A 24,151-nucleotide genomic window follows, 5' to 3' on the forward strand; every position below is an offset into this window, starting at 1 on the left:
GAGGCCGCTCGAATCCTTGGCACGTCGACCACTCTACGGACGCGCCGGGCCGGACGGGAGGCGGCACGTACGGCAAGTCCGGGCGCCCGGCCGCCACGGGGTGCCGAAAACCGCCGCTCAGCGGCCGAAAGCCGCCAGCTTCGCCCGCAGCTGCAGCACCGACTTGGTGTGGATCTGACTCACCCGGCTCTCGGTGACCCCGAGCACGTTCCCGATCTCGGCGAGGGTCAGCCCCTCGTAGTAGTAGAGGGTCACGACGGTCTTCTCCCGCTCGGGCAGCGTGTTGATCGCCCGCGCCAGGAACCGCCGCAGCTCGCGGTCCTCGGCCACCTCGACGGGGTTGTCCGCCGCGGTGTCCTCCAGCGTGTCCATGACGCTCAGGCCGTCGCCGCCCTCGCCGCCGACGTGCAGCAGCTCCTCCAGCGCCACCACGTTGGCCAGCGACAGCTGGCTGAAGACGGCGTGCAGCTCGTCGACCTCGATGCCCAGCTCGGCGGCCACCTCGCCCTCCGAGGGCGTGCGCCGCAGCCGTGCCTCCAGGGTGGCGTAGGCCCGCTCCACGTTCCGCGCCTTCTGCCGGACCGAGCGCGGGATCCAGTCCAGCGCCCGGAGCTCGTCGATCATCGCGCCCCGGATCCGGGTGATCGCGTACGTCTCGAACTTGATCTCCCGGTCGACGTCGAACTTCTCGATCGCGTCGATCAGCCCGAACACCCCGGAGGAGACGAAGTCGGCCTGCTCCACGTTGGGCGGCAGGCCCACGCTCACCCGCCCGGCCACGTACTTGACCAGCGGCGAGTAGTGCAGGATCAGCTGTTCCCGCAGCCGGTCGTCCCCCGTCGCCTTGTACGACCGCCACAGCTCGTCGAGCGTCGAGGGAGCGGGCGGCCGCACGCTGCCACCGTCGCGGGCGGCTGGGGGGATCGCCGCCCGGTCGGACCCGGAGGTGTGCTGGGGCATTCGTCGCCTTGTGCCGTTCTGCCGTGAAGTGCCAGGAAGTGCCGTGTCGTGCCGTGGCGCGAAGTGAGCGGGAAGTGAAGAGCGATGGTCGGGCGAGGTGTCGTTCTCGTGTCGGTCGGCGCGGTCTGCGTCAGGCCTTTCGTGAGCGTAGCGTGACTGAGGAGTCGCGGTGCGCGAACAGTGCGGCTCCACCCCTGCGCGAACCCTCCGTGCGGCGCGCTCCGCCACGCTCGGCGTGTCGCTCTGCGTGATTGGCTTGAAGTGTCAACTCCGGGAATTCCCAAGGGCGTCGGGGGTTCCCCCGGACGGCCGAACACGCTCGGTCAGCACCGGCTCCGACCGGCCCGGACCGAGATCATCGCCTGGCGTGTCAACTTCCAGCCGTCGCCGTGTCGTTCGACGTAACCAAGTGCTCGGAGTTCGTACAGTCTCGCGACGGCCTCGTCCTCGGACGTCTGCGCGCCACGTGCCACCTCTTCGGGTGAGGCGGGCCGGTTGCCGGGCAGGGCGGCCAGGACCTGCCGGGCCGCGGGTTCCAGCAGGTCACGCGGGAGGACGGGGCCGCGTCTGACCGGGGCCAGCTCGCCCATGTCGCCCACGAGCTCGACGACCTCCGCGGCGTCGGTGACCAGGTCGGCCTCCCCCCGGAGCAGTTCGTGCACCCCGGCCGAGAGGCCGCTGGTGGCCGGACCGGGGACGCCCATGGTGAACCGGCCGAGCCGCTGCGCCGCCCGCGCGGTGACCAGCGAGCCGCTGCGGTGGGCCGCCTCCACGACGACGGTGCCTCTGGTGAGCGCCGCGATGACCCGGTTGCGGAGCACGAACCGGCTCGGCGTCGGGTGCTCCCCGGGCGGCAACTCCCCCACCACCAGACCCTGTTCGGCGATCCTGTGGATCAGCTCGGCGTGGCCGCTGGGGTAGGGCCGGTCGACCCCGCAGGCCAGCACCGCGACGGTGGCCCCGCCGGCGCCGAGGGCTCCGCGGTGGGCGGCGCCGTCGACCCCGTAGGCGCCGCCGGACACCACCACCCAGCCGCGCTCGGCGAGTCCCGCGGCGAGGACGGCCGCCATGTGGGCGCCGTACTCGGTGCAGGCCCGCGCCCCGACGACGGCGACGGCCCGCAGCGCCCACATCCGCAGGCTGGGCAGGCCGCGCACCCACAGGCCGAGGGGGCGGGCGTCACCCAGGTCGTCGAGCTGGCTGGGCCACTCGGCGTCGCCGGGACACACGAACCGCGCGCCCGCCTCCCGCGCGGCGGCGAGGTCCGCGCGGGGGTCGGCGCGCGCCGCGCGGGCCAGCAGCCCCGCCCACCGCCTGGCGCCGACACCGGGCAGCGGCTGCCCGTTCTCGCGCAGCCGCGCCGCCACCGCGTGCACGCCCCGTTCCCGCACCCACCGCCCGGCGGTCTCGTCGCCGGGCTCGACGACCCGGGCCAGGAAGACCCGGTCGAGCGGTCCGGTGTCGCTCATGGGGCGATCCCTTCCAGGAGCGCCCCGCGCCGGACGCCGGTGCGCAGCTCCAGGGCCAGGTTGACGTCGTTGGCCGAGGGGCGGTCGCGGCCCGCCAGGTCGGCGAGGGTCCAGGCGACCCGGAGCACCCGGTCCAGGCCGCGGGCGGTGAGCAGGCCCCGGTCGAGGTCCAGCTCGGCCTTGAGCAGCGCGCCCGGCTGGACGTGCCAGCGGGTACGGAGTTCGTGGCCGGGGACCTCGCTGTTGGTGCGCCAGGGCAGCCCTTCGTAGCGGCGGACGGCCCGCTCGCGTGCCGTGCGCACCCGGTCGGCCACGGCGGCGGAGGGCTCGGCGCCGGTGTGGAGCCGCAGCAGCTCCTCCCGGGCGACCGGCTCGACGCTCACCCTGAGGTCGACGCGGTCCATCAGGGGGCCGGAGAGCCGGGCCCGGTACCGCTTGATCGAGGACGGCCGGCACTCGCAGACGTCGCCGGGGGTGCCGTGGCGGCCGCAGGGGCAGGGGTTGGCGGCCAGGACCATGAGGAACCTCGCGGGCATCCGCAGTATCCCGGCGGCCCTGGCGATGACGACGTGGCCGGACTCCAGGGGCTGGCGCAGGGCGTCCAGGACGCTGCTGTGGAACTCGGCGGCCTCGTCCAGGAACAGCACGCCGTGGTGGGCCAGGGAGACCGCTCCGGGGCGTGGCAGGCCCGTTCCGCCGCCGACCAGGGAGGCCATGGTGGCCGAGTGGTGCGGGGCACAGTAGGGCGGCCTGTCGACCAGGGGGTGGCCCGGCGGCAGCATGCCGGCCACCGAGTGGACGGCGGTGACCTCCAGGGACTCCTGGCGGCCCAGCTCGGGCAGCAGCCCCGGCAGCCGCTCGGCCAGCATGGTCTTGCCGGCACCGGGCGGGCCCTTGAAGAAGACGTGGTGGCGCCCGGCCGCCGCCACCTCCAGGGCGGCCCGGGCCACGTGCTGGCCGGCGACGTCCGCGAGGTCGGGTGTGTGGTCGCCGGCGGCCATGCCGGTGCCGAGTCCCATGCCGGGCAGGGCGAGCCCGGCGAGGAACGGGTCGGGGCGGATCTCGCCGGGGGCGGGCTCCTCGTCGGGCACCGGTTCGTCGGTGAGGACCGCGATCAGCTGGCGCAGGCTGCGGACGCCCAGCACGGACACCCCGGGCACCAGCGAGGCCTCCGGCACCGCGTTCTCCGGGACGACCACCTGCTCGTACCCGGCGTCGGCCGCGGCCAGCACGGCGGGCAGGATGCCCCGCACCGGCCGGACCCGGCCGTCCAGGCCCAGCTCCCCGATCATCACGATCTCGGCGAGCACCCGGGGATCGATCCGCTCGGCCGCCCCGAGCACGGCCGCGGCCACCGCGAGGTCGAAGCCGCTGCCGCTCTTCGGCACGGATGCCGGGCTCAGCCCGACGGTGAGCTTCTTCGACGGCCAGGCGGCGCCCGAGTTCACCACCGCCGCCCGGACCCGGTCCCGGCTCTCCGTCAGGCTCTTGTCCGGCAGCCCCACCAGGGTGAACGCCGCCACCCCGGGTTCCAGGTCGGCCTGGACCTCCACCACCACGCCCTCGACGCCCACCAGCGCCACCGAGCAGGTCCGCGCGAACCCCATCTCACCGCACCCCCCGGACGTGCTCGACCACGGGCGCCCCGCGCCGCGGCAGCAGCACGCCGACCACGTCGATGCGGACGCCGCCCGGTGGTGCCCCGCCGTGCGCGTGGATCCAGTGCTCGGCGAGGCCGCGCAGGCGCTGCGCCTTCTCCGGGGAGACCGCGGCCATGGGGTGCTCGAAGACGCCCGCCCGCCGGGTCTTGACCTCGCAGATGACCAGGACGTCGCCGTCCCGTGCCACGATGTCGATCTCGCCCGTCCTGCCGCAGCGCCAGTTGCGCTCCAGGACCGTCAGGCCGGCCTCGGCGAGCCGCCGTGCGGCCAGTGTCTCGCCGTACTTCCCGAGCGCGCTGCGTGCCCGGTTCGTGCGTGCCCGGTTCGTGCGTGCCTGAGTCGTGCGTGCCTGAGTCGTGCGTGCCTGAGTCGTGCGTGCCTGATTCGTTTCCATGCCGGCACCACCTCCGGCGCCAACGGTCAGGCATCCCCCGCCAAGAAGTTGATCTTGGTGGGTGACTCAGCGATTGTGGACAACTCCGTCACCCGTACGGGCCACCTCAGCCGCCCGGAAGCTCCAGGTCGGTCTTGTTCAGCTCCTCGATGTTCACGTCCTTGAACGTGAGGACGCGGACCTGTTTCACGAAACGAGCCGGCCGGTACATGTCCCAGACCCAGGCGTCCGCCATGGACACCTCGAAGAACACCTCGCCCTGGACCGAGTGCACCTGCATCTCGTAGTCGTTGGTGAGGTAGAAGCGCCGCTCGGTCTCGATCACGTATTTGAACAGACCGACGACATCGCGGTACTCCCGGTAGAGCTTCAGCTCCATCTCGGTCTCGTACTTTTCGAGGTCCTCGGCGCTCATGGCATGTTCCCCTTCAGCCGTGCGATCCCACCATTGTGCGCCAGTCCCGCACGCCCCTAGACGATTTCCGTGTCGAGGGTGACGGGCCCGGCGGGGGGACCTTCGTCGAGCAGCCTACGGAACAACTCGGCGAGTCTGGTCGGATACACCGTCTCATGTGCCCGGGTCAGTTCCTGGCACGTCCACCAACGTGCTCCGGCCACACTGCGCCGCTCCAGTTCGGTGAGGGCCGTGGGCTCGGTGACCGTCTGCGTCGTACGGGCCAGGAAATACCACTCGTCCTGGTCCCAGCGGCGGCCCGCGAACGGGAAGGAGCACGTCCGGCGCCACAGCACCGGACCGAGGTCCACGTCGGTGATGCCGGTCTCCTCTGCGAGTTCCCGCAAAGCCGCCTGCTCACGGGTCTCGTCGCCCTCCAGACCGCCACCGGGCGTGAACCACCAGTCGTCGGCCGGGTCGTCGGGCTCGTGGCCGTGCAGAAGCAGGATGCGGTCCTCGGGGTCGAGCAGGACCACCCGGGCCACCTGCCGCAGGCCGCCCTCGGGCGCCTCCGGCAGCGCCTCAGCGGGCACCGGCGGGCTCCGTCCGGGTCCGGGCGCGGGAGCGGCCCAGCAGGTTCGCGACCGGGCCGTAGGCGCCGCCCGCGAGGACCAGCACACCACCGGCGACGATCATGAACTCGATGACGCGCAGCGGGCCAGGCTCGGAGAGCGCGCCCAGGGTCTCGAAGCCGGTCGGGCGCTTGAGCAGGCCCTTCATCGGCCAGATCACGGCGTCCACCCGGGCGGTCACGGCGCCGCGGGCGACCGTGCCCTTCGCGGCGTCGGTGAGGTGGGCGGTGGAGTCCAGCGAGCCCTGGCGCTCGTCACCGAGGAGGAAGAGACGGCCCTTCGGGACGGTCACGGTGGGGAAGCCCTGGAGCTCGGCCTGGCTGCCCGCCGGCAGGTACGGCTCCTGGATCTGCTTGCCGTTGACCGTCAGCCTGCCGTTCGTGCAGCAGGCCACGGTGTCCCCGCCGACCGCGACCACCCGCTTGACGACGTCCGCGTTGGTGACCCAGCTCTTGTCCTTGAAGACGACGACGTCGCCGCGGCGCACCTCGGTGCCGTCGATGCGCTGGCCGAGGACCCGGTCCCCGGCGTCGATCGTCGGCGTCATCGACGTGGTGGGCACGGTGTACGGCCGGTAGACGACCGCCGCCCAGCCGAATCCTCCGAGGAACAGCACGATGCCCAGGGCGACGGCGATCCCGGACAGCCGCTGTCCGAGCCTGCTGCCGGCCTGTGCCGCGCTCGTGCTGGTGCCTGCGCCGTCGCGCGGAGCCGTACGTATCGTGCTGTCGCCCATGAGGCCGCACCCTACCCGGCGGTACCGGGCAGGGGCAGCCCTTCTTCGGCGCCCCTGGCCACAAGCTCCCCAAGGGCTTCACATGGGACGGTCGGCACCGGCATGCGGCAGCCGGTCAGCGCTTGCCCGCGGCGACCCGCTGGTCGAACTTCCGCTCGATGCGGTCGCCCCGGCGGCGGCGCCACACCGCGACCGGGAGGACGGCGGCGACGGCCGCGCCCTGCGGCGCCACCGTGAGGGAGGCCGCGGCGGACGACTGCGTGTTGATTCCGCTCTGGTCGAAGGTGTCCGGGATCGGCAGCGTGCCCCACCGGTTGATCGGCCAGGCCTTGACGATGGCACGGCCGACGACGTCCTTCACCGGGACCATGCCGTGGTGCTTGTCGGACTGGTTGTAGCGCGAGTCCCGGGAGTTCTGGCGGTGGTCGCCCATCACCCAGATGTAGCCCTTGGGCACGTGCACCGTGAACTGGCCGCCCTGGTCGTCGACGCTGCACGGGGTGTTGCCCGGGTACACGTAAGGCTCGTTCAGCGCATGGCCGTTGACCATGAGCGGGCCGCTGCCCTTGCAGGAGACCGTGTCGCCGCCGACGCCGATGACACGCTTGATCAGGTCCCGCTCCTCGGCGGACGGCATCAGGCCGATCCAGCTGAGGAAGGTCTGGATCGCGTTCGGCTGGGCGGTGGGCTCGCCCGCCAGCCAGTCGTCCGGGTCGTGGAAGACGACGACCTCGCCGCGATCCGGCTTGGAGCCGAACCACGGGGTGAGCTTGTCGACCAGGACCCGGTCACCCTGCTGGAGGGTGTTCTGCATCGAGTCCGACGGGATCGAGAACGCCTGCACCAGGAACGTCTTGATCAGCAGCGCCAGCACCAGCGCGATGACGACCAGGATCGGCAGCTCCTTCCAGAAGGAGCGTGGTCTCTTCGGTGCGGGCGCCGCCGAACCGCCCGGGTCCCCGTCCGTGCCCGAGCCGTCACCGCCGGAGTACGGACCCTCTGCCGGGGTGCCGTCTCCGCCGGGCCCGGTGCCGTTCCCGGAGGTCAAGGCGCCGTCTGCGGGGGGGACATTCTCCACGGGGCGCCCGCTGTGCTCCTCGCCGTCGTGTCCCGACCGTGCGCCAACCGCCACATCCCCCACGCCAACTCCTTACTCCGTGCCGCCGCCTGCGCCATCCCCGGCGCAGGCCCACCACTCCCATAACGAGCGGGAGTTCCGCAGGGGTCGGGAGTTGGATGTATCCGTTCGGATCGTCGGAGGCAACCCTATGCGACAGCCGGGGGGCCGCGGTCGACCCCGACCCGGAGTCAGAAACGCTTGCGAAGGTTTTAGGTTCGTCGAGCTTGGTCCAGTGGCCGACGGGCCAGCCGATCATCATGGCGCGGCCCACCACCGAGGTCACGGCCACCGTGCCGCCGTAGTCGGTGTCCTGGTGGGCGCGCGAGTCGGCGGAGTTGCCGCGGTGGTCGCCCATCACCCACAACCGCCCCTTCGGCACGGTGATGTCGAACGCCTGGGCGGAGGGGACGTTTCCCGGATACAGGTAGTCACCCTCGGTCAGCGGTACGCCGTTGACGGTCACCCGGCCCTGCGCGTCACAGCACTTGACGTGATCGCCGCCGACGCCGATGACCCGCTTGATGAGGTCCTTCTCGTTGGCGGAGGGCAGCAGGCCGATGAAGGTGAGCCCCTCCTTGACCTGCTTGACCCCGACCGGGTCGTTCGCCTTGGTGGTCTGCTCGTCCTTCAGCCAGCCGCCCGGGTCGTGGAAGACGACGACGTCGCCGCGGTGCGGCTGCCACCCGAACCAGGGGGTGAACTTGTCCACCAGGACGCGGTCGCCGATCCGGATCGTCTGTTCCATGGAGCCGGACGGGATCACGAAGGCCTGGACGAGGAACGTCTTCAGGACGAGGGCTATCAGGACGGCGACGCCGACCAGCAGCGGTATCTCCCGCACCGCACTGCGCCGTCGCTTGCGCTTGACCTTGCGCTGCAGCTTGCGCCGCTCCGCGCGGGACCGGCCGCCGGACGGGCCGGAGGTGCGCCGGGCGCCGGTGGGCAGCAGGTTGGCGGCCGCGTCGGTCGGCATGCCGCGCGGTCTGCCCCGGTTACCCATGGGAGGCTCCGGCGGCCGGAACGCGCGCGTAGGCGGCGGGACGGGTGAGTCGGGTCCAGTGGGCGTACGGCCAGACGATCCAGTCGGCCCGGCCGATGACGTCCGCGACGGGGATCATGCCGCCACCGGGCGAGCCGAGGTGGTCGCGGGAGTCGCTGGAGTCGCTGCGGTGGTCCCCGAGGACGAAGAGCGTGCCGTCGGGGACCTCGACGTCGAAGGGCACGGTGGAGGGGGTGTCCCCCGGATAGAGGAACGAGGTCTCGTCGACCGGCCGGCCGTTCACTTCGATCCTCCCCTTCTTGTCGCAGCAGACCACCTGGTCTCCTCCCACGCCGACGACGCGTTTGATGTAGTCGGCGTCCCCGAAGTACCCGGAACCGTCGAACACAACGACATCTCCCCGGCGCGGCCCGGCACCGAAACGGTACGCCAACTTATTTACGAGAACGCGGTCCCCGATCCTCAATCCCTGTTCCATGGATCCGCTGGGAATCTGGAATGGTTGCGCCACGAAAGTGTTGAGGACGAGCAAAAACGCCAGGCAGGTGAAGAGGGTGAGGGTGATCCAGCCGCCCGGCAGCCAGTCGCTGACCCGCTCGGCGGCGCGTGCCACCAACGCGAAACGCGACCGGTCCTCCGCGGCCTCTGGTTCGGGGCTGGAGGAGCGGTCGCGCTCCGTGTGCTGTGCTTCGGTGTCCATCGGGGCCAGATGTTATCCGGCGTCGATGAGACTCCTTCTTACCGGCTCGTCCGCCTGCGGCTTCCGGGGGCCGGCACGCGAGATCAGTTCTCGCGCTTCTCCTTGATCTTCGCGGCCTTGCCGCGCAGGTCGCGCAGGTAGTACAGCTTGGCGCGACGCACGTCACCGCGGGTGACGAGCTCGATCTTCTCGACGATCGGGGTGTGCACCGGGAAGGTGCGCTCGACGCCGACGGAGAAGGAGACCTTGCGGACCGTGAAGGTCTCGCGGACACCGCTGCCCTGACGGCGGATCACAACGCCCTTGAACTGCTGCACACGGGAGCGGTTGCCCTCGATGACGCGGACGTGGACGTTGACGGTGTCACCCGGGCGGAAGGCCGGGACGTCGCTGCGCAGCGACGCGGAGTCGACGGTGTCGAGCAGGTGAGACATTTCGTCTGCTTTCCTCGCTGATGCCACAGGTCATCAACGGAAACTAGGTGTTCCATGGGGTTTGCCGTGCGGATCGGGGCGGGCGTCGTGTCCCCCTGTGGCAGGGGCGCACGCCGGACGGACGCACAACAGCGGCCTATTCTTCCACGCCCTGTGGCCTGCGCCAAAATCGGCCGTGGGGTCCGCCCTCCGGGTCCGGGGCCCAGCCCAGGATGGAGAGCATCTCCCGGTCCTTCTTGTCGAAGGCCTTGGGGTCGCAGCGCTCGATCAGGTCGGGCCGGTGGGCGGTGGTCCGCTTCAGGGCCTCGTCCCGGCGCCAGCGCGCGATCTTGCCGTGGTGGCCGCTGAGCAGCACGTCGGGGATGTCCCGGCCGCGCCAGACGGGCGGCTTGGTGTAGACGGGGCCCTCCAGGAGGTTCGCCATGGCGCCGGGCGCGAAGGAGTCGTCGCGGTGCGACTCGGCGTTCCCGAGGACACCGGGCAGCAGCCGGGCCACGGCCTCCGTGATCACCAGCACGGCCGCTTCGCCGCCGGCGAGGACGTAGTCGCCGATGGACACCTCGTAGACCGGCATCCGGGTGGCGTACTCCTCCACGACCCGCCGGTCGATGCCCTCGTAGCGGGCCGGCGTGAAGATCAGCCAGGGGCGCTCGGAGAGCTCGACGGCGAGGTCCTGGGTGAAGGGCCGGCCGCTGGGGGTGGGGACGATCAGGGCGGGGGCGTGCGCCCCGGTCTCGTAGCCGTCGGCGAGGGCGCTGTCGAGGGCGTCGCCCCAGGGCTCGGTCTTCATGACCATGCCGGGCCCGCCGCCGTAGGGCGTGTCGTCGACCGTGTTGTGCCGGTCGTACGTCCAGGCGCGCAGGTCGTGCACGTGGACGCCGAGCTGTCCACGCGCGCGTGCCTTGCCGACCAGCGAGACGTTCAGGGGTTCCAGGTACTCGGGAAAGATCGTGACGACGTCGAGCCTCATGCGTCGTCGTCCCGGGACGAGGCGGTCTCCGCGCGGTCGTCGATCAGGCCGGGCGGCGGCGCGATGACGGCCCGCTGCTCCTCCAGGTCGATCTCGGTGACGATCTCCGACACGAACGGGATCATCACCTCGCTGCCGTCGGGCCGCTCGACGATGAACAGGTCCTGGGAGGGCAGGTGCGAGATCTCGGTGATCCGGCCGACCTCGACGCCGTCCTCGGTGACCACGTCCAGGTCGAGGAGCTGGTGGTCGTAGTACTCGTCCTCGTCCTCGGGCAGTTCCTCCGGGTCGATCTCGGCGATCAGGAGGGTGTTGCGCAGGGCCTCGGCGCCGGTGCGGTCGCTGACGCCCGCGAAGCGCAGGAGCAGGCGGCCGCTGTGCACGCGGCCCGTCTCGATGGTGAGGGGTCCCACGCCGGCGGGATCGGTGGCGAGTACGGCGCCCGGCCCGAGCCTGAGCTCCGGCTCGTCGGTGCGTACCTCGACGGTGACCTCGCCCTTGATGCCGTGGGCGCGGCCGATCCGTGCGACTACGAGCTGCACTGTGCCTGTTCTCCTGTCATCTCCTGCTCGATCTGCTCGATCTGCTTGATCTGCTCGATCTGCCCGAAGCGCTCATACGGCTCGGGCCGGGGACGGCCAGTGGCCCTCCCCGGCCCGAGCCGGTTGCGATGAAGCGTCAGCGGACGTGGTCCACGTCGACGAGGTCGACGCGGACTCCGCGACCGCCGATGGCGCCCACGACGGTACGCAGGGCACGCGCGGTGCGGCCGTTGCGGCCGATCACCTTGCCGAGGTCGTCGGGGTGCACCCGGACCTCCAGCACGCGCCCGCGGCGCAGGTCGCGCGAGGCGACCTGCACATCGTCAGGGTTGTCGACGATGCCCTTCACGAGGTGCTCAAGCGCCTCTTCGAGCATGCTGCTCAGGCCTCGGTCGACTCGGACTCAGCCGCGGCCTCGTCCTTCTTCTCAGCCTTCTTCTTCTGGGTGATCGCCTCACCCTTGCCCTCGTCGTCACCGCCGAGCGCCTCGAACGACGGACGCGTGGCCTTCGGAGCGGCCACGAGCAGCGGCGCCGGGGCGGGCTCGCCCTTGAACTTCTGCCAGTCGCCGGTCTTCTTCAGGATGGCGAGCACGGGCTCGGTCGGCTGGGCGCCGACGCCGAGCCAGTACGCCACGCGGTCGGCGTCCACCTCGATGACCGACGGGTTGTAGGTCGGGTGGTACTTGCCGATCTCCTCGATCGCACGGCCGTCACGGCGGGTGCGGGAGTCGGCGACGACGATGCGGTAGTGAGGCGAACGGATCTTGCCCAGACGCTTCAGCTTGATCTTGACTGCCACGGGAGTGGGTTCTCCTGGATTTGACGTGGTTGGGCACGGCGAGACTGCCGCGTGGGGTTGCGGTACCCGAGTGCCCGATGGACGCGTCAGCCGGAGGAGAGAGGGGTCCTGTGCGGCTGTCGAGTACAGCTAGCCATTGTGCCATACCCCGCGGGTCGCTTTGGGCCGACGGTCGTGGCAGGGGCTCCTGGGCATGCCGGAGGCGCACCCGGCGTGGAGGTGAGGTCACGTCGGGTGCGATGACCGGCGCTGTGAGGTTGTTGCCGTCCGCGCCCATCCGTGCCGCCCCAGCAGCACGACTGCCCGCGGGGGGACGGGATGCCTGCGGTCCGTGGGCCGGTGGCGGAGCAATGGCTACGGCTGCCACGAGCAGCCGTCCCTTATGCCGCGCCGACGACCTCCGGGATGCGGAACGGCTTGCCGCAGCCGCCGCAGACGATGGGCGCCTGCGCCAGGACCGACGGAACCACCCGGACGTTGCGGCCGCAGTCGCACACCGCCTTGACACGGACGCCGCCGCCGGACGAGCCGTGGCGGGCGGCCGGGCCGCGGAAGGTACGGGAGGTGTCGGCGGACGTGGCCACCGTGTGCGCCTTCAGAGCGCGCTGCAGTCTCTCGATGGTGGGACGGTAGCGTCGCTTCGCCTCGGGGTTGAGCGTGACCAGCGAGAAGCCGCTGCTGGGATGCGGCTCGTCGGGGTGGTCCAGGCCCAGCTCCTCGGCGATCGCGAGGAATCGGCGGTTGTGGTAGCGGCCGGCCCGGGAGGTGTCGCGGACTCCCCTGGAGGCGGCGATGCCGTGGACTGCCTCATGGAGCAGCCGTTCGAAGGAGAGCTCGTGACCGCACGCGGACGACGACTCCCCGATCAGGGACTCTGGCGCGGCAAGGTCCGGCAGCTCGGGGTGGTACCGCTGAATGTCGGCCCACGCCTCTGCCAGCTCTGCGGCGAGAACAGGTGGTGTCTGTGTCGTGCTCACGTAATGAGAACGAGCGGGAGGGCCCCTGTGTTCCTATTCCGGGGCATCCCAAATAATTTGCACGTACCCGTCAGTTGCCGCTGATGCGTGGAGACGAGCACGGGTGCGCTGATCTGCGGAGAAGCCTCACAGCTCATACCAAGCCGGTGCGTAGTCTGACGTACGACCCGCCACGTACCCCTGGTCCGGACACCCGCACGGCGAAGTCCGGTGGATGCGCAAGAGGCGTTTCGGTCGCTCTCGTGGCCTGGTCTCATCCAGGTCAGCGTCCGCGGCGGCCCTGACGTTACTCACAGCCCGTCGTCATCCGGCACCGCCCCGGCTCCGGCGCCCTGACACGTACCGCCGCCGTGCCCGCCGACCATGGCCGGAACCGCCGTGTCGTGGGTCCGATGGTAGAGCCCCACGTTGCCGGGATGTGAAATCTCGCCACAGTCACAGCCCACGTACAAGCGGGGACCCGCGACCTCTGGACGCCATCGCGAGCCCGGAGTTATGTGGCATAGGTGGGAAGTGCGAGCGCACGGCACGGGGGCCACGGAATCGGTCAGTGCGTAACTCTCGGCGGATTGGGGCGCTTACCTATGACACCTACGCTCGTGCGGCACCACCTGTCCCACGTGGACTCACCACCCCGTGTGGACCTGGGCGCACGCGCGCGTGACTGGTCCGAGATCCAGGAGCGGATGCTGGTGCCGCTCTACGAGACCGTCCACGAGCGACTCGAAGTGGGCCCGGCCACCCGGCTGCTCGGCCTGCGCTGCGGTTCCGGTCTCGCCCTGCTGATGGCGGCGAGCAGAGGGGCCGCGGTCACCGGAGTCGACTCCTCCCCCGAGCGGCTCGCCCTCGCCCGTGAACGTCTGCTGCCCGACCCGGTCCCGGGCGCACGCGCGCGTGGCCGTGCCGCCCGGATCGTCGAGGGCACGCCCCGGAGGGCGGCGGCCGCGCAGGCACCGGGGTACAACCTGATCACCGCGTTCGACCCGATCGGCTGCCTGGCCGGCGACGCCGAACGGCTCGGTGAGCTGCTGGCCGAGGCGACCCCCCTGGCGGAGCACGGCGCGGCCGTGGTGCTGAGCGGCTGGGGTCCGCCGGAGCGCTGCGCGACCTCGTCCGTGCTGCGGGTGGCGGCGAAGTTGGCCGATCCTTTGCGGCGCGCGGGAAGCTGGCGGCCGGCGAGCCGGGACGATCTGGAGGAGGTCGCCCAGCGGGCGGGCCTGCGCATCGACGGGTCCGGGCGGGTCTCCTGCCCGTTCGGGTACGCCGACGCGGACAGCGCGGTGCGGGGGCTGTTGTCGACCGGGCTGTTCGACGCGGGGATCGCGGCGGCCGACGAGGAGCGGGTCGGCAAGGAGCTGGCCGAGGCGCTTCATCCGCACCAGCGTGCGGACGGCACGGTGTGGATGCCTAATGTGTTCCGGTACCTGATCGCGCGGGTTCGCTGACGCTGGGTCTCGGCCGCCGTCTTCGGCTGCAGCGCCGTGGGGGCTGGTCGCGCGGTTCCTCCCCCAGCCTTCGGCCGGGGGTACCCCCAGCTCCCCTTCGGGGCGCTCGGCGCTGGGGCACTCACATGCGAGACGGTCGCTGGGGCGATCAGGCCTCGTCCGCGTCCTTGGTCAGTCTGGTGATCCCCGCGATGCGGTACGCGTCTGCCTCCTCCAGGGTCTCGTTCTCCAGGAGGGCCTGGGCCAGGGCGTCGAGCTGACCCCGGTGGTCCCGGAGCTTGCGGCGGGCCTCGTCGTAGCACTCGTCGACGATGCGGCGCATCTCGGTGTCGATCACGTCGAGGGTCTGGGGCGCCGCGGCGAGGCCGTAGGCCTGCTGGGCGTCGCCGGGGAGGGCGGAGAGGCGCCCGACCTCCTCGCTCATGCCCCAGCGGGAGACCATCCCGCGCGCGATGCTCGTGACCTGTTCCAGGTCGCTCTCCGAGCCGGTGGTGATCACGCCGTAGACGACCTGCTCGGCCGCCATGCCGCCGAGGGCGCCGATGATGCGGCCGCGCAGGTACTCCTCGGTGTACGCGTACTTGTCGGCGTCCGGCGTGGAGAGCGTGACGCCGAGGGCGCGGCCGCGCGGCACGATGGTGATCTTGCGGACCGGGTCGGCGCCGGGCTGGAGCATGCCGAGCAGGGCGTGGCCGCTCTCGTGGTAGGCGGTCCTGCGCCGCTCCTCCTCGGGCATCACCAGCGGGCGTTCGGCGCCGAGCTGGACCTTCTCCAGGGCCTCGGAGAGGTCGGACTGGGTGACCTTGTCCTGTTTGCGCTTGACGGCGAGGAGGGCGGCCTCGTTGGCGAGGTTGGCCAGTTCGGCGCCGGTCATGCCCGGGGTCGTACGGGCGACCTGGGCGAGGTCGACGCCCTCGGCGAGCGGGATCCGGCGGGTGTGGATCTGCAGGATGGCCTCGCGGCCGGTGCGGTCGGGGGGCGAGACCTGGACGACCCGGTCGAAGCGGCCGGGCCGGGTGAGGGCGGGGTCGAGGATGTCGGCGCGGTTGGTGGCGGCGATGACGATGACGCCCTCGGAGCCGGAGAAGCCGTCCATCTCGGTGAGGATCTGGTTGAGGGTCTGCTCGCGCTCGTCGTGGCCGCCCATGGAGGCGCCGCCGCCGCGGGCCCGGCCGATGGTGTCGATCTCGTCGATGAAGATGATGGACGGGGCGACCTTGCGGGCCTCGGCGAACAGTTCGCGCACGCGGGAGGCGCCGACGCCGACGATCATCTCGATGAACTCGGAGGCGGACGCCGAGAAGAACGGCACCCCCGCCTCGCCGGCGACGGCCCGCGCGAGCAGGGTCTTGCCGGTGCCGGGCGGGCCGGCGAGGAGCACGCCCCGCGGCATCTTGGCGCCCATCCTGCGGTAGGCGTCGGGGTTCTTCAGGAAGTCGACGACGTCGTTGAGCTCGCCCTCGACCTCGTCGATGCCGGCCACGTCCTCGAAGGTGGTGCGCTGCTGTCCGGGCTCCAGTTCGACCGGCTTGGGCGGCGCCTTGCGGCCCAGCATGCCGCCCGCGCCGCCGAGGCCCGCGCTCATCCGGCGGGCGATGAAGACCCACACCGCGACGAGGATGATGATCGGTGCCAGCGAGATCAGCAGATTGGCGAGAAAGCTGCGGTGCTGGACGACCGGTTCCGCGGTGACCGTCACGTTGTGCTTGGTCAGGCTGGTCCAGAGGTCGTCACCGGCGAAGGAGGGCCGCTCGGTGTTGAACTTGGTGTAGTTCCCGCCGGCCTCGGGGTTCTTCTGCTCCTTCTTGAGCTGCCCCTGGATCGAGTCGCCCTTGGCGTAGATCTTCTCGACGTTGCCGTCGTTGACCTGCTTGCTGAACTCGGTGTACGAAATCGTCGGCTCGTTCTCCTGGTCGAAGTAGGACAGCACCAGGTTGGCCAGCAGGTACACCACCAGGGCGGTGACGATCAGCCGCCACCAGCCGCCGTGCATCTTCCGCCCGCCGTTCGGCGGCTTGGGCGGCTCCTCGGGAGCGCCCTCCGTACGCCAGGGCTGGTCGGGTGACTTGCGCGGCGGCGCGGGGTTGGTCATATGCGGACCGTACGACACGGACCAACCCCTGGCACCCGCACAGGTGAACTCAGCCCATGAACTTCTTGAACTCGTCCGGCAGCTCGAAGTCCTGGGCGCCCTGCTGCGGGAGTCCGAGGGCGCCGCCCTGTGCGGCGGCCTCGCGGCGCGCGGCCTCCTCGAGCTCCTGCTGCTTGCGCTTCATCGGGTTGCCGGAACGCTGCTTGCCCTTGGCCTGCTTCGGCTGCTTCTTCTGCCGGCCGGGGCCGCCGCCCATGCCCGGGATCCCCGGCATGCCCGGCATGCCGCCGCCCTGGGCCATGCGGGACATCATCTTGCGGGCCTCGAAGAACCGCTCGACCAGGTTCTTCACGGCGCTGACCTCGACACCGGAACCCTTGGCGATACGGGCGCGGCGCGAGCCGTTGATGATCGTCGGTTCCTGGCGCTCGGCCGGGGTCATCGACTTGATGATCGCGGCGGTGCGGTCGACGTCCCGCTCGTCGAGGTTGCTGATCTGGTCCTTGATCTGGCCCATGCCGGGCAGCATCCCGAGCAGCTTGCTGATGCTGCCCATCTTCCTGACCTGTTCCATCTGGGCCAGGAAGTCGTCCAGGGTGAAGTCCTGGCCCTTCTTGGACGCCAGCTTGGAGGCCATCTTCTCGGCCTCTTCCTGGTCGAACACCTTCCCGGCCTGCTCGAGCAGGGTGAGCAGGTCACCCTGGTCGAGGATGCGGGAGGCCATCCGGTCCGGGTGGAAGGCGTCGAAGTCGTCGAGCTTCTCACCGCTCGACGCGAACATGATCGGCTTGCCGGTGACCTGGCGGATCGACAGCGCGGCACCGCCACGGGCGTCACCGTCGAGCTTGGACAGGACGACACCGTCGAAGCCGACGCCGTCGCGGAAGGCCTCGGCGGTGGTGACGGCGTCCTGGCCGATCATGGCGTCGACGACGAAGAGGATCTCGTCGGGCGAGACGGCGTCCCGGATGTCGGCCGCCTGCTGCATCAGCTCCTGGTCGATGCCGAGCCGGCCGGCGGTGTCCACGATCACGATGTCGTGGACCTTGGACTTCGCGAACTCGACGGAGTCCTTGGCGACCTTGACCGGGTCGCCGACGCCGTTGCCCGGCTCGGGCGCGTAGACGGCGACACCGGCGCGCTCGGCGACCACGCTCAGCTGGTTGACGGCGTTGGGGCGCTGGAGGTCGGCGGCGACGAGGACGGGCGAATGGCCCTGTTCCTTCAGCCAGCGGCCGAGCTTGCCCGCCAGGGTGGTCTTACCGGCACCCTGGAGACCCGCGAGCATGATCACGGTGGGCGGCTGCTTGGCGAACCGCAGGCGACGGGTCTCGCCGCCGAGGATCGTGACCAGCTCGTCCTTCACGATCAGCAGGACCTGCTGGGCCGGGTTCATCGAACGCGAGACCTCGGCGCCGAGCGCCCGCTCCTTGACGTTCTTGATGAAGGCACGGACGACCGGGAGGGCCACATCGGCTTCGAGCAGCGCGATGCGGATCTCCCGCGCCACGGCGTCGATGTCGGCTTCGCTCAGACGCCCTTTGCCGCGCAGGTTCTTGAAGGTCGCTGAAAGGCGGTCGGAGAGAGTGTCGAACACGGCGGCGTCGGTCCTCGGAGTCGGGGTCGGTGAGCGTCTTCCAGGGTATCCGGCCGCGCAAGGAAGTGGTCCCCGCCGTGCACGCCCGTGCGATCAGCCCCTCAGGGTCTCCTCCAGTTTGCGCGCCACGGAGGCCGCCTCCTCCGCCGGCAGCGGCGCGTGGTCGGTGCCGGTGACGTAGAAGGCGTCGACGGCGTTCGAGCCGAGCGTGCTGACGTGTGCGCTGCGCACCCGCACCTCGGCGTCCTCCAGGGCCCGCCCGATCCGGAACAGCAGGCCTGGGGCGTCCTGGGCACGCACCTCGAACACGGTGGCGTGCCGGGAGGCCGCCGAGGCCACCGTCACGCGCGGCGGCGGGGCCACCCAGCCCCGGCGCCTCGGGTAGGCGGCGTCCCGCTCCGCGAGGCGGCCCGCGATGTCCAGGGAGCCGTCCAGCGCCCGGACGAGGTCGGCCCGCAGGCGGGCGGCCTGCGGCAGGGAGCCGTACTCGGCCGCGACCCGCCAGTCGAGCAGCAGGACCGTGCCGTCGTCGACGTCGTCGGGGAGCCGGACGGCGCGCAGCTCGGCGGTGCGGACCGTGAGGCGGTGCACGGCCAGCACGCCGGAGACGGCCGGGAGCACGCCCGGCTGGTCGGGTACGGCGATGAGCAGCTCGACGCCGAGCGGTTCGGGGTCGCCGGCGGGCTCCTCGTCGGTGGCGGCCGGCTCGGTCTGGGCGCGCAGGGCGAGGACCGGGGCCCCGGTGCGGAAGGCCTCGATGGCCAGCCGCTCCTGTTCGGCGGTGGGCGCGCCGGGCTCGGGCTCGTCGGCGAGGTCCCCGGCGAGGACCGCCGAGACCCGCTTCACCAGGTCGGCGACGAGGGAGCCGCGCCAGGAGGACCAGGCCGCCGGGCCGGTGGCGAGCGCATCGGCCTCGGTGAGGGCGTGCAGCAGCTCCAGGGTGCCCTGGGTGCCGACCGCGTCGGCGACCAGGCGGACCGTGGCCGGGTCGTCCAGGTCGCGCCGGGTGGCGGTCTCGATGAGCAGCAGGTGGTGGCGGACGAGCGTGGACAGGACCGCCACGTCGGCGCGGTCGAAGCCGATCCTGGCCGCCACGTCCTTGACGATGATCTCACCGGCCACCGAGTGGTCGCCGGGCCAGCCCTTGCCGATGTCGTGCAGCAGGGCAGCGACCAGCAGGAGGTCGGGGCGGTGGACGCGGCGGGTGAACTCGGAGGCGCGGACGGCGGTCTCGATGAGGTGCCGGTCGACGGTCCAGACGTGCACGGCGTTGCGCTGCGGGCGGCACCGGACCCGCTCCCAGTCGGGCAGCAGGCGGGTGATCAGGCCCTCGGCCTCCAGCGCCTCCCAGACCTCGACGGTGGGGCGGCCGGAGCCGAGCAGGGTGACCAACTGCTCGCGGGCCTCGGCGGGCCAGGGCGTGGGCAGGGGGCGGGCGGTGGCGGCCATGCGCCGTACGGCGTGCAGGGAGAGCGGGAGGCCGGCCTGGGCGGCGGCGGCCGCGGCGCGCAGCGGGAGCACGGGGTCGCGTTCGGGGCGGGCGGCGCGGGCGAGCACCACCTCGCCGTCCTGCTCCACCACGCCCTCGGCGAGCGGGGAGCGTTCGGCGACGGGCTTGCCGCCGCCCAGCATGGCGCGCAGCCGGGGCCGGACGGCACGTGAGCGCAGCACCCGCCCCACCTCGCGCCAGGTGACGTCACTGGCGTACGAAATGACGCGCGCGGACTCGTAGACCTGGCGCAGCAGGGTGTCGGCGTCGAGGAGGTCCAGTTCGGCGGCGACCTGGTCCTGCTCCTGGAGCGCGAGGCGGTCGGTGGCGCGGCCCGTGGTCAGATGCAGGGCGTCGCGGACGTCCAGGAGGCGCCTGCGGGCGTCGGCGAGGCCCTCGCGGGGGGCGTCGGCCAGCCATGAGGCGGCGACGGCGCGCAGGGCGGTGGCGTCCCGGAGGCCGCCGCGGGCCTCCTTCAGGTCGGGTTCCAGGAGGTACTGGAGTTCGCCCTGGCGTTCGGCGCGCTCGATGCAGAGTTCCTGGAGCTCGGGGAGTCGCTTGGGCGCCTGGTTGCGCCAGTCCGCGAGGATCGCGGTGCGCAGGGCGGAGGTCAGGCCGAGGTCGCCGGCGATGTGGCGGGCGTCGAGGAGGCCGAGCTGGACCTTGAGGTCCTCGCCGGCGGTCCTGCGGGCCTCGGCGGGGGTGCGTACGGAGTGGTCGAGGGCCAGGCCGAGGTCCCAGACCGGGTACCAGAGCCGGTCGGCGACGGCGGCCACCGCTCCGGTGTCGGTGCCGTCGTGCAGCAGCAGGAGGTCGAGGTCGCTGCGCGGGGAGAGTTCGGCGCGGCCGTAGCCGCCGACGGCGACCAGCGAGACGCCGCCCCTGATGCCCTCGGCCGCCGCCGCGAACAGCCCGGTCAGCCATTCGTCGGTCAGCTCGGCGAGGGCGGTACGGCGCGGCGGCCCGGACCGCGCCCCCTCGGTGAGGAGGCGCAGCCGGGCCGCCGCGTAGCCGCTGGGTCCCGTGTTCTCCGCGTCGTTCCGAACTTCCGTACCCGTCACCCAGCGACTCCTGCCTGTATTCAGATGGTCCTGTTCTACAGTGCGTCCGGTCCGCGCTCGCCGGTGCGGACCCGTACGGCGGTCTCGACCGGGAGCGACCAGACCTTGCCGTCACCGATCTTGCCGGTGCGGGCGGCCTTGACGATGACGTCGATCAGCTGCTCGGCGTCCTCGTCCTCGGCCAGCACCTCGATGCGGATCTTGGGCACCAGGTCGACCGTGTACTCGGCACCACGGTAGACCTCGGTGTGGCCGCGCTGCCGACCGTAGCCGCTGGCCTCGGTGACCGTGAGGCCGTGGACGCCGAAGGCCTGCAGGGCCTCCTTGATCTCGTCGAGCCGGTGCGGCTTCACGACGGCGGTGATGAGCCTCATGCGTCCACCTTCTTGCTCGTCCCGGCCAGGGCCGCGGCGGAGACGGAGCCGATGACACCGCCGCCCGTGCCGCTGAAGTCGTATGCAGTCTCGGCGTGTTCGGCCTGGTCGATGCCGGAGACCTCCTCGTCCTCGGTGACCCGCATGCCGAGGGTCTTGTCGAGGAGGAAGGCGAGGACCGCGGAGGCGACCAGGGAGTAGCCGAGGACCGCGCCGACACCGGCGAACTGCTTCCACAGCTGGGTGAAGGAGTGGTCGCCGTAGAAGACGCCGGTCGCGGTGGACTGGCCCTTGCCGGTGGCGAAGAAGCCGATGAGCAGGGAGCCGATGATGCCGCCGACCATGTGGACGCCGACCACGTCGAGGGAGTCGTCGTAGCCGAACTTGAACTTCAGGCCGACGGCCGCGGCGCAGGCGACACCGGCGATGGCGCCGACGGCGATCGCGCCGAGCGGGGAGACCGCACCGCCGGACGGGGTGATCGCGACCAGACCGGCGACCGCACCGGAGGCGGCGCCCAGGGTGGTGAACGCGCCGTGCCGGATCTTCTCGTAGGCGAGCCAGGCGAGCATGGCGGCGGCGGTGGCGACCTGCGTGTTGACGAACATCAGCGCGCCGACGCCGTCGTCGTTGCCGAGCCAGGAGCCGGCGTTGAAGCCGAACCAGCCGAACCACAGCAGACCGGCGCCGAGCATGACCAGCGGGAGGCTGTGCGGGCGCATCGGGTCCTTCTTGAAGCCGACGCGCTTGCCGATGACCAGGATGACGCCGAGGGCGCCGGCACCGGCGTTGATGTGGACCGCGGTACCACCGGCGAAGTCGATCACGCCGAGCTTGTAGGCCCAGCCGTCGGCGCCCCAGACCCAGTGGGCGACCGGGACGTAGACGATCGTCAGCCACAGGGCGACGAAGAGCGCCCAGGCCGAGAACTTGACGCGGTCGGCGATGGCACCGCTTATCAGGGCCGGGGTGATGACCGCGAACATCATCTGGAAGACCATGAAGACGAAGATCGGGATCGTGTAGCCGTCCCAGAGCTCCGTCAGGCCGACGTTGCTCATGCCCAGCCAGTCGGAGTTGAAGCCGATGAAGCCGTTGCTGGAGCCGAAGGCCAGGGAGAAGCCGTAGAGCACCCACAGGATCGTGACGATCCCGATGCTGACGAAACTCATCATCAGCATGTTCAGGGTGCTCTTCACGCGGACCATGCCGCCGTAGAAGAAGGCGAGACCCGGCGTCATGAGGAGCACCAGGGCGGAGCAGATGAGCATGAAGCCTGTGTTCGCGGAGGACAGCTTGGGTGCCTCCGCGGCAAGCGTGATGGCGGCTGGTGCCATCGGCGTCTCCTCGTCGGTTGTACGGCCCCGTGCGGGTCGGAGCGTGAGCGGTCCGGTCAAGCGGGGGGTGGGCCGGTTATGCGCCATGAGATTGACGCAGCGCGGTTTCCGTCGTTGCCCCTCGTTGTTTCGCCGGAGTGACGAAGGCGCCTGGCGTGTTACGGGTGGATGAATTGCAAGATGTCCCGCTGCGGGATCGTTATCGTGGCGCAACCTTCTCGCAGAGGAAAGAACCGGCCGCGGTCGGCCGTCCGATGACCTGGCATGGGGGAGCCGAGTCGGGCAGTTCGGGAGGGCCGGCCGCGGCCGGGGTCTGGGAAGTGCCGGGGTTCAGACCGCCTCGGCGGTCTCCGGGAGGTTGGCGGCGAGCTGTTCGGTGAGGTCGACGACGGCCGCGAGGCCGCCGTAGTCGCGGACAGCCGTGTCGACCGTCTTTCGAATACGAGTGTTGACGCGCTCGGAGCGCACCTTCTTGGCGATGCCCATCGCCTGGGAGGCCAGAACCGTGCTCTGCTCGGGCTCGCCGCGCAGCAGGTGCACGGTGGCCATGCCGATGAGGTTGAGCGCGTACGAGCGCTGGTGCTCGGCGTCCTTGGCGAACAGTTCGACGGCCTTGCGCATCAGCGGCTCGGCCAGCGAGGCATAGGTGGGGCTGCGGCCGGCGACGTAGGCCAGGTCGCGGAAGGAGTGGCTGTTCTCGCCGTAGAGCTCGGCCTCGGAGAAGAAGCGGATCCAGTCGGGGTCCGGCTCGTCCCACTCGCCGGCCTCGGCGAAGGTGTCCTCGGCCATCCGGACCGCGCGCTTGCACTTGCCCGGCTGGCCCATGTTGGCGTAGGCGCGGGCCTCCATCGCATACAGCATCGCCTGGGTGCGCGGGCTCGCGCAGTCGCGGCTGCCGTACTGGGCGAGGTGGATCAGCTCCAGGGCGTCGTCGGGCCGGCCGAGGTGGATCATCTGGCGGCTCATGCTGGACAGGACGTACGAGCCGAGCGGCTTGTCACCGGCCTCCTTGGCCGCGTGCAGGGCGAGTACGAAGTACTTCTGGGCGGTGGGCTGGAGACCCACGTCGTACGACATCCAGCCGGCCAGCTCGGCGAGTTCGGCCGCGACCTTGAAGAGCTTGCGGGCGGTGGCCTCGGGCTGGGGCTCCTGGAGGAGGTCGGTGACCTCGTGCAGCTGGCCGACGACCGCCTTGCGGCGCAGGCCGCCGCCGCACTGGGCGTCCCACTGACGGAACATCTCCGTGGTGGACTCCAGGAGGGCCAGCTCGGGCCGGGAGATGCGGCCGGGGCGTCGGGGGTCGGCGGACGGCTCGGAGGTCTGCTGCGGGCCGCCCGGCGAGGGGACCAGCCAGCGCTGCATGGGCTCGATGAGGGACGGGCCCGCAGACAGCACCAGCGAGGTTCCGAGGAAGCCGCGCCGCGCCAGCATCAGGTCGCTGCGCGAGAACTCGCTGAGCAGGGCCACCGTCTGCGGGCCCGTCCAGGGCAGGTCGACGCCGGTCGCGGAGGGTGACTGACGGGCGGCCCGCAGCCCGAGGTCCTCGACCGAGACGACGCAGCCGAACCGCTCGGAGAACAGCTCGGAGAGGATCCGGGGGATCGGCTCGCGCGGGTTCTCCCCGTCCAGCCAGCGGCGCACCCTGGACGTGTCCGTGGAGATGTGGTTGGCGCCCAACTGACGTGCTCTGCGGTTCACCTGCCGCGCCAGCTCGCCCTTCGACCAGCCGCTGCGCACGAACCACGAGTTGAGCAGCTCGTTGGGGCGCTTGTCGGTGCTGGTCGCGGTCGCCCCGCTTCCGCCGTTGCCGCCCACTGGAACGCCCCCATCCCTGAGACCACTTGATGCCGGATGCGCCAAGCCCTATCAGAATGCCGGTAAATACGGCTGCCCGTCCGGTAGTTCTCACCCTTCGAACGGGATCCCGAGTTGCCTCCGGCATACCCACGAGTGCAAGTGCCCCCAG

At 71.3% G+C, this 24,151-nt stretch carries 23 protein-coding genes; 1 reads left to right on the top strand and 22 read right to left on the bottom strand.

Features of this window, described 5'->3' with window-relative positions; all coding sequences use genetic code 11:
• Positions 1-117: 117 nt before the first annotated feature.
• The 16 genes from whiG to AB0472_RS30675 form a co-directional block, all read right to left on the bottom strand.
• Positions 118-960: an RNA polymerase sigma factor WhiG gene (gene whiG, locus AB0472_RS30600; protein WP_366361106.1), complete on the bottom strand. Its 843-nt coding sequence runs from the start codon at positions 958-960 to the stop codon at positions 118-120.
• 323 nt (positions 961-1,283) lie between these two features.
• Positions 1,284-2,429: a DNA-processing protein DprA gene (gene dprA, locus AB0472_RS30605; RefSeq protein ID WP_366361108.1), complete on the bottom strand. Its 1,146-nt coding sequence runs from the start codon at positions 2,427-2,429 to the stop codon at positions 1,284-1,286.
• Positions 2,426-4,036 (bottom strand): YifB family Mg chelatase-like AAA ATPase, encoded by a 1,611-nt coding sequence (locus tag AB0472_RS30610; protein ID WP_366361110.1) that lies wholly within the window; start codon positions 4,034-4,036, stop codon positions 2,426-2,428. The genes dprA and AB0472_RS30610 overlap by 4 nt, the downstream gene beginning before the upstream one ends.
• Before the next feature lies 1 nt (position 4,037).
• Positions 4,038-4,484 (bottom strand): YraN family protein, encoded by a 447-nt coding sequence (locus AB0472_RS30615; RefSeq protein WP_366361112.1) that lies wholly within the window; start codon positions 4,482-4,484, stop codon positions 4,038-4,040.
• Between the two features lie 106 nt (positions 4,485-4,590).
• Complete coding sequence (locus AB0472_RS30620) at positions 4,591-4,899, bottom strand: DUF2469 domain-containing protein (RefSeq protein ID WP_008745401.1); 309 nt, start codon at positions 4,897-4,899, stop codon at positions 4,591-4,593.
• 56 nt (positions 4,900-4,955) lie between these two features.
• On the bottom strand, positions 4,956-5,471 hold the full coding sequence (locus AB0472_RS30625) for an NUDIX hydrolase (protein WP_366361114.1): 516 nt from the start codon (positions 5,469-5,471) through the stop codon (positions 4,956-4,958).
• Entirely contained in the window at positions 5,461-6,246 is a 786-nt protein-coding gene (gene lepB, locus AB0472_RS30630; RefSeq protein WP_366361116.1) for a signal peptidase I, read from the bottom strand. Before lepB (AB0472_RS30630) ends, AB0472_RS30625 begins: the two co-directional genes overlap by 11 nt.
• 115 nt (positions 6,247-6,361) lie before the next feature.
• The gene (gene lepB, locus AB0472_RS30635; RefSeq protein ID WP_366361118.1) at positions 6,362-7,294 is read right to left on the bottom strand and encodes a signal peptidase I; all 933 of its coding nucleotides are present in this window, start codon (positions 7,292-7,294) and stop codon (positions 6,362-6,364) included.
• A complete protein-coding gene (gene lepB / locus AB0472_RS30640) occupies positions 7,224-8,366 on the bottom strand; it encodes a signal peptidase I (protein WP_366361120.1) in 1,143 nt (380 codons plus the stop codon). Before lepB (AB0472_RS30640) ends, lepB (AB0472_RS30635) begins: the two co-directional genes overlap by 71 nt.
• Entirely contained in the window at positions 8,359-9,066 is a 708-nt protein-coding gene (lepB, locus tag AB0472_RS30645) for a signal peptidase I (RefSeq protein WP_366361122.1), read from the bottom strand. Before lepB (AB0472_RS30645) ends, lepB (AB0472_RS30640) begins: the two co-directional genes overlap by 8 nt.
• Before the next feature lie 83 nt (positions 9,067-9,149).
• The gene (rplS, locus tag AB0472_RS30650) at positions 9,150-9,500 is read right to left on the bottom strand and encodes a 50S ribosomal protein L19 (protein ID WP_093498841.1); all 351 of its coding nucleotides are present in this window, start codon (positions 9,498-9,500) and stop codon (positions 9,150-9,152) included.
• A gap of 136 nt (positions 9,501-9,636) precedes the next feature.
• Positions 9,637-10,470: a tRNA (guanosine(37)-N1)-methyltransferase TrmD gene (gene trmD / locus AB0472_RS30655; protein ID WP_366361125.1), complete on the bottom strand. Its 834-nt coding sequence runs from the start codon at positions 10,468-10,470 to the stop codon at positions 9,637-9,639.
• Positions 10,467-11,012 carry a ribosome maturation factor RimM gene (gene rimM / locus AB0472_RS30660; protein WP_366361127.1) on the bottom strand — a complete coding sequence of 182 codons (546 nt, stop codon included), beginning with the start codon at positions 11,010-11,012 and terminating at the stop codon, positions 10,467-10,469. Before rimM ends, trmD begins: the two co-directional genes overlap by 4 nt.
• Before the next feature lie 136 nt (positions 11,013-11,148).
• Positions 11,149-11,388 (bottom strand): RNA-binding protein, encoded by a 240-nt coding sequence (locus AB0472_RS30665; protein WP_005479813.1) that lies wholly within the window; start codon positions 11,386-11,388, stop codon positions 11,149-11,151.
• A gap of 5 nt (positions 11,389-11,393) precedes the next feature.
• Positions 11,394-11,813, bottom strand: a complete 420-nt coding sequence (gene rpsP, locus AB0472_RS30670) for a 30S ribosomal protein S16 (protein ID WP_093498844.1) — start codon at positions 11,811-11,813, stop codon at positions 11,394-11,396.
• Between the two features lie 380 nt (positions 11,814-12,193).
• The gene (locus tag AB0472_RS30675) at positions 12,194-12,790 is read right to left on the bottom strand and encodes a hypothetical protein (RefSeq protein ID WP_093498845.1); all 597 of its coding nucleotides are present in this window, start codon (positions 12,788-12,790) and stop codon (positions 12,194-12,196) included.
• A gap of 584 nt (positions 12,791-13,374) precedes the next feature.
• Here AB0472_RS30675 and AB0472_RS30680 point away from each other — a divergent pair.
• The gene (locus tag AB0472_RS30680; protein WP_366361130.1) at positions 13,375-14,235 is read left to right on the top strand and encodes a class I SAM-dependent methyltransferase; all 861 of its coding nucleotides are present in this window, start codon (positions 13,375-13,377) and stop codon (positions 14,233-14,235) included.
• 148 nt (positions 14,236-14,383) lie between these two features.
• Here the strand turns inward: AB0472_RS30680 and ftsH are convergent, their stop codons facing one another.
• The 6 genes from ftsH to AB0472_RS30710 all read right to left on the bottom strand — a co-directional run bounded on the left by ftsH (position 14,384) and on the right by AB0472_RS30710 (position 24,000).
• Positions 14,384-16,327: an ATP-dependent zinc metalloprotease FtsH gene (gene ftsH, locus AB0472_RS30685; RefSeq protein WP_366361132.1), complete on the bottom strand. Its 1,944-nt coding sequence runs from the start codon at positions 16,325-16,327 to the stop codon at positions 14,384-14,386.
• 49 nt (positions 16,328-16,376) lie between these two features.
• Positions 16,377-17,924 carry a signal recognition particle protein gene (gene ffh / locus AB0472_RS30690; protein ID WP_366361134.1) on the bottom strand — a complete coding sequence of 516 codons (1,548 nt, stop codon included), beginning with the start codon at positions 17,922-17,924 and terminating at the stop codon, positions 16,377-16,379.
• A 93-nt stretch (positions 17,925-18,017) separates the two neighbouring features.
• On the bottom strand, positions 18,018-20,474 hold the full coding sequence (locus AB0472_RS30695; protein ID WP_366361136.1) for a [protein-PII] uridylyltransferase: 2,457 nt from the start codon (positions 20,472-20,474) through the stop codon (positions 18,018-18,020).
• A 35-nt stretch (positions 20,475-20,509) separates the two neighbouring features.
• Positions 20,510-20,848 carry a P-II family nitrogen regulator gene (locus AB0472_RS30700; RefSeq protein ID WP_031181810.1) on the bottom strand — a complete coding sequence of 113 codons (339 nt, stop codon included), beginning with the start codon at positions 20,846-20,848 and terminating at the stop codon, positions 20,510-20,512.
• The gene (locus AB0472_RS30705; protein ID WP_366361138.1) at positions 20,845-22,185 is read right to left on the bottom strand and encodes an ammonium transporter; all 1,341 of its coding nucleotides are present in this window, start codon (positions 22,183-22,185) and stop codon (positions 20,845-20,847) included. The genes AB0472_RS30700 and AB0472_RS30705 overlap by 4 nt, the downstream gene beginning before the upstream one ends.
• A gap of 330 nt (positions 22,186-22,515) precedes the next feature.
• Complete coding sequence (locus AB0472_RS30710) at positions 22,516-24,000, bottom strand: hypothetical protein (protein ID WP_366361140.1); 1,485 nt, start codon at positions 23,998-24,000, stop codon at positions 22,516-22,518.
• Positions 24,001-24,151: the final 151 nt, after the last annotated feature.

The sequence above is a fragment of the Streptomyces sp. NPDC086777 genome (assembly GCF_040702065.1).
In the GTDB taxonomy this organism is placed as follows: domain Bacteria; phylum Actinomycetota; class Actinomycetes; order Streptomycetales; family Streptomycetaceae; genus Streptomyces.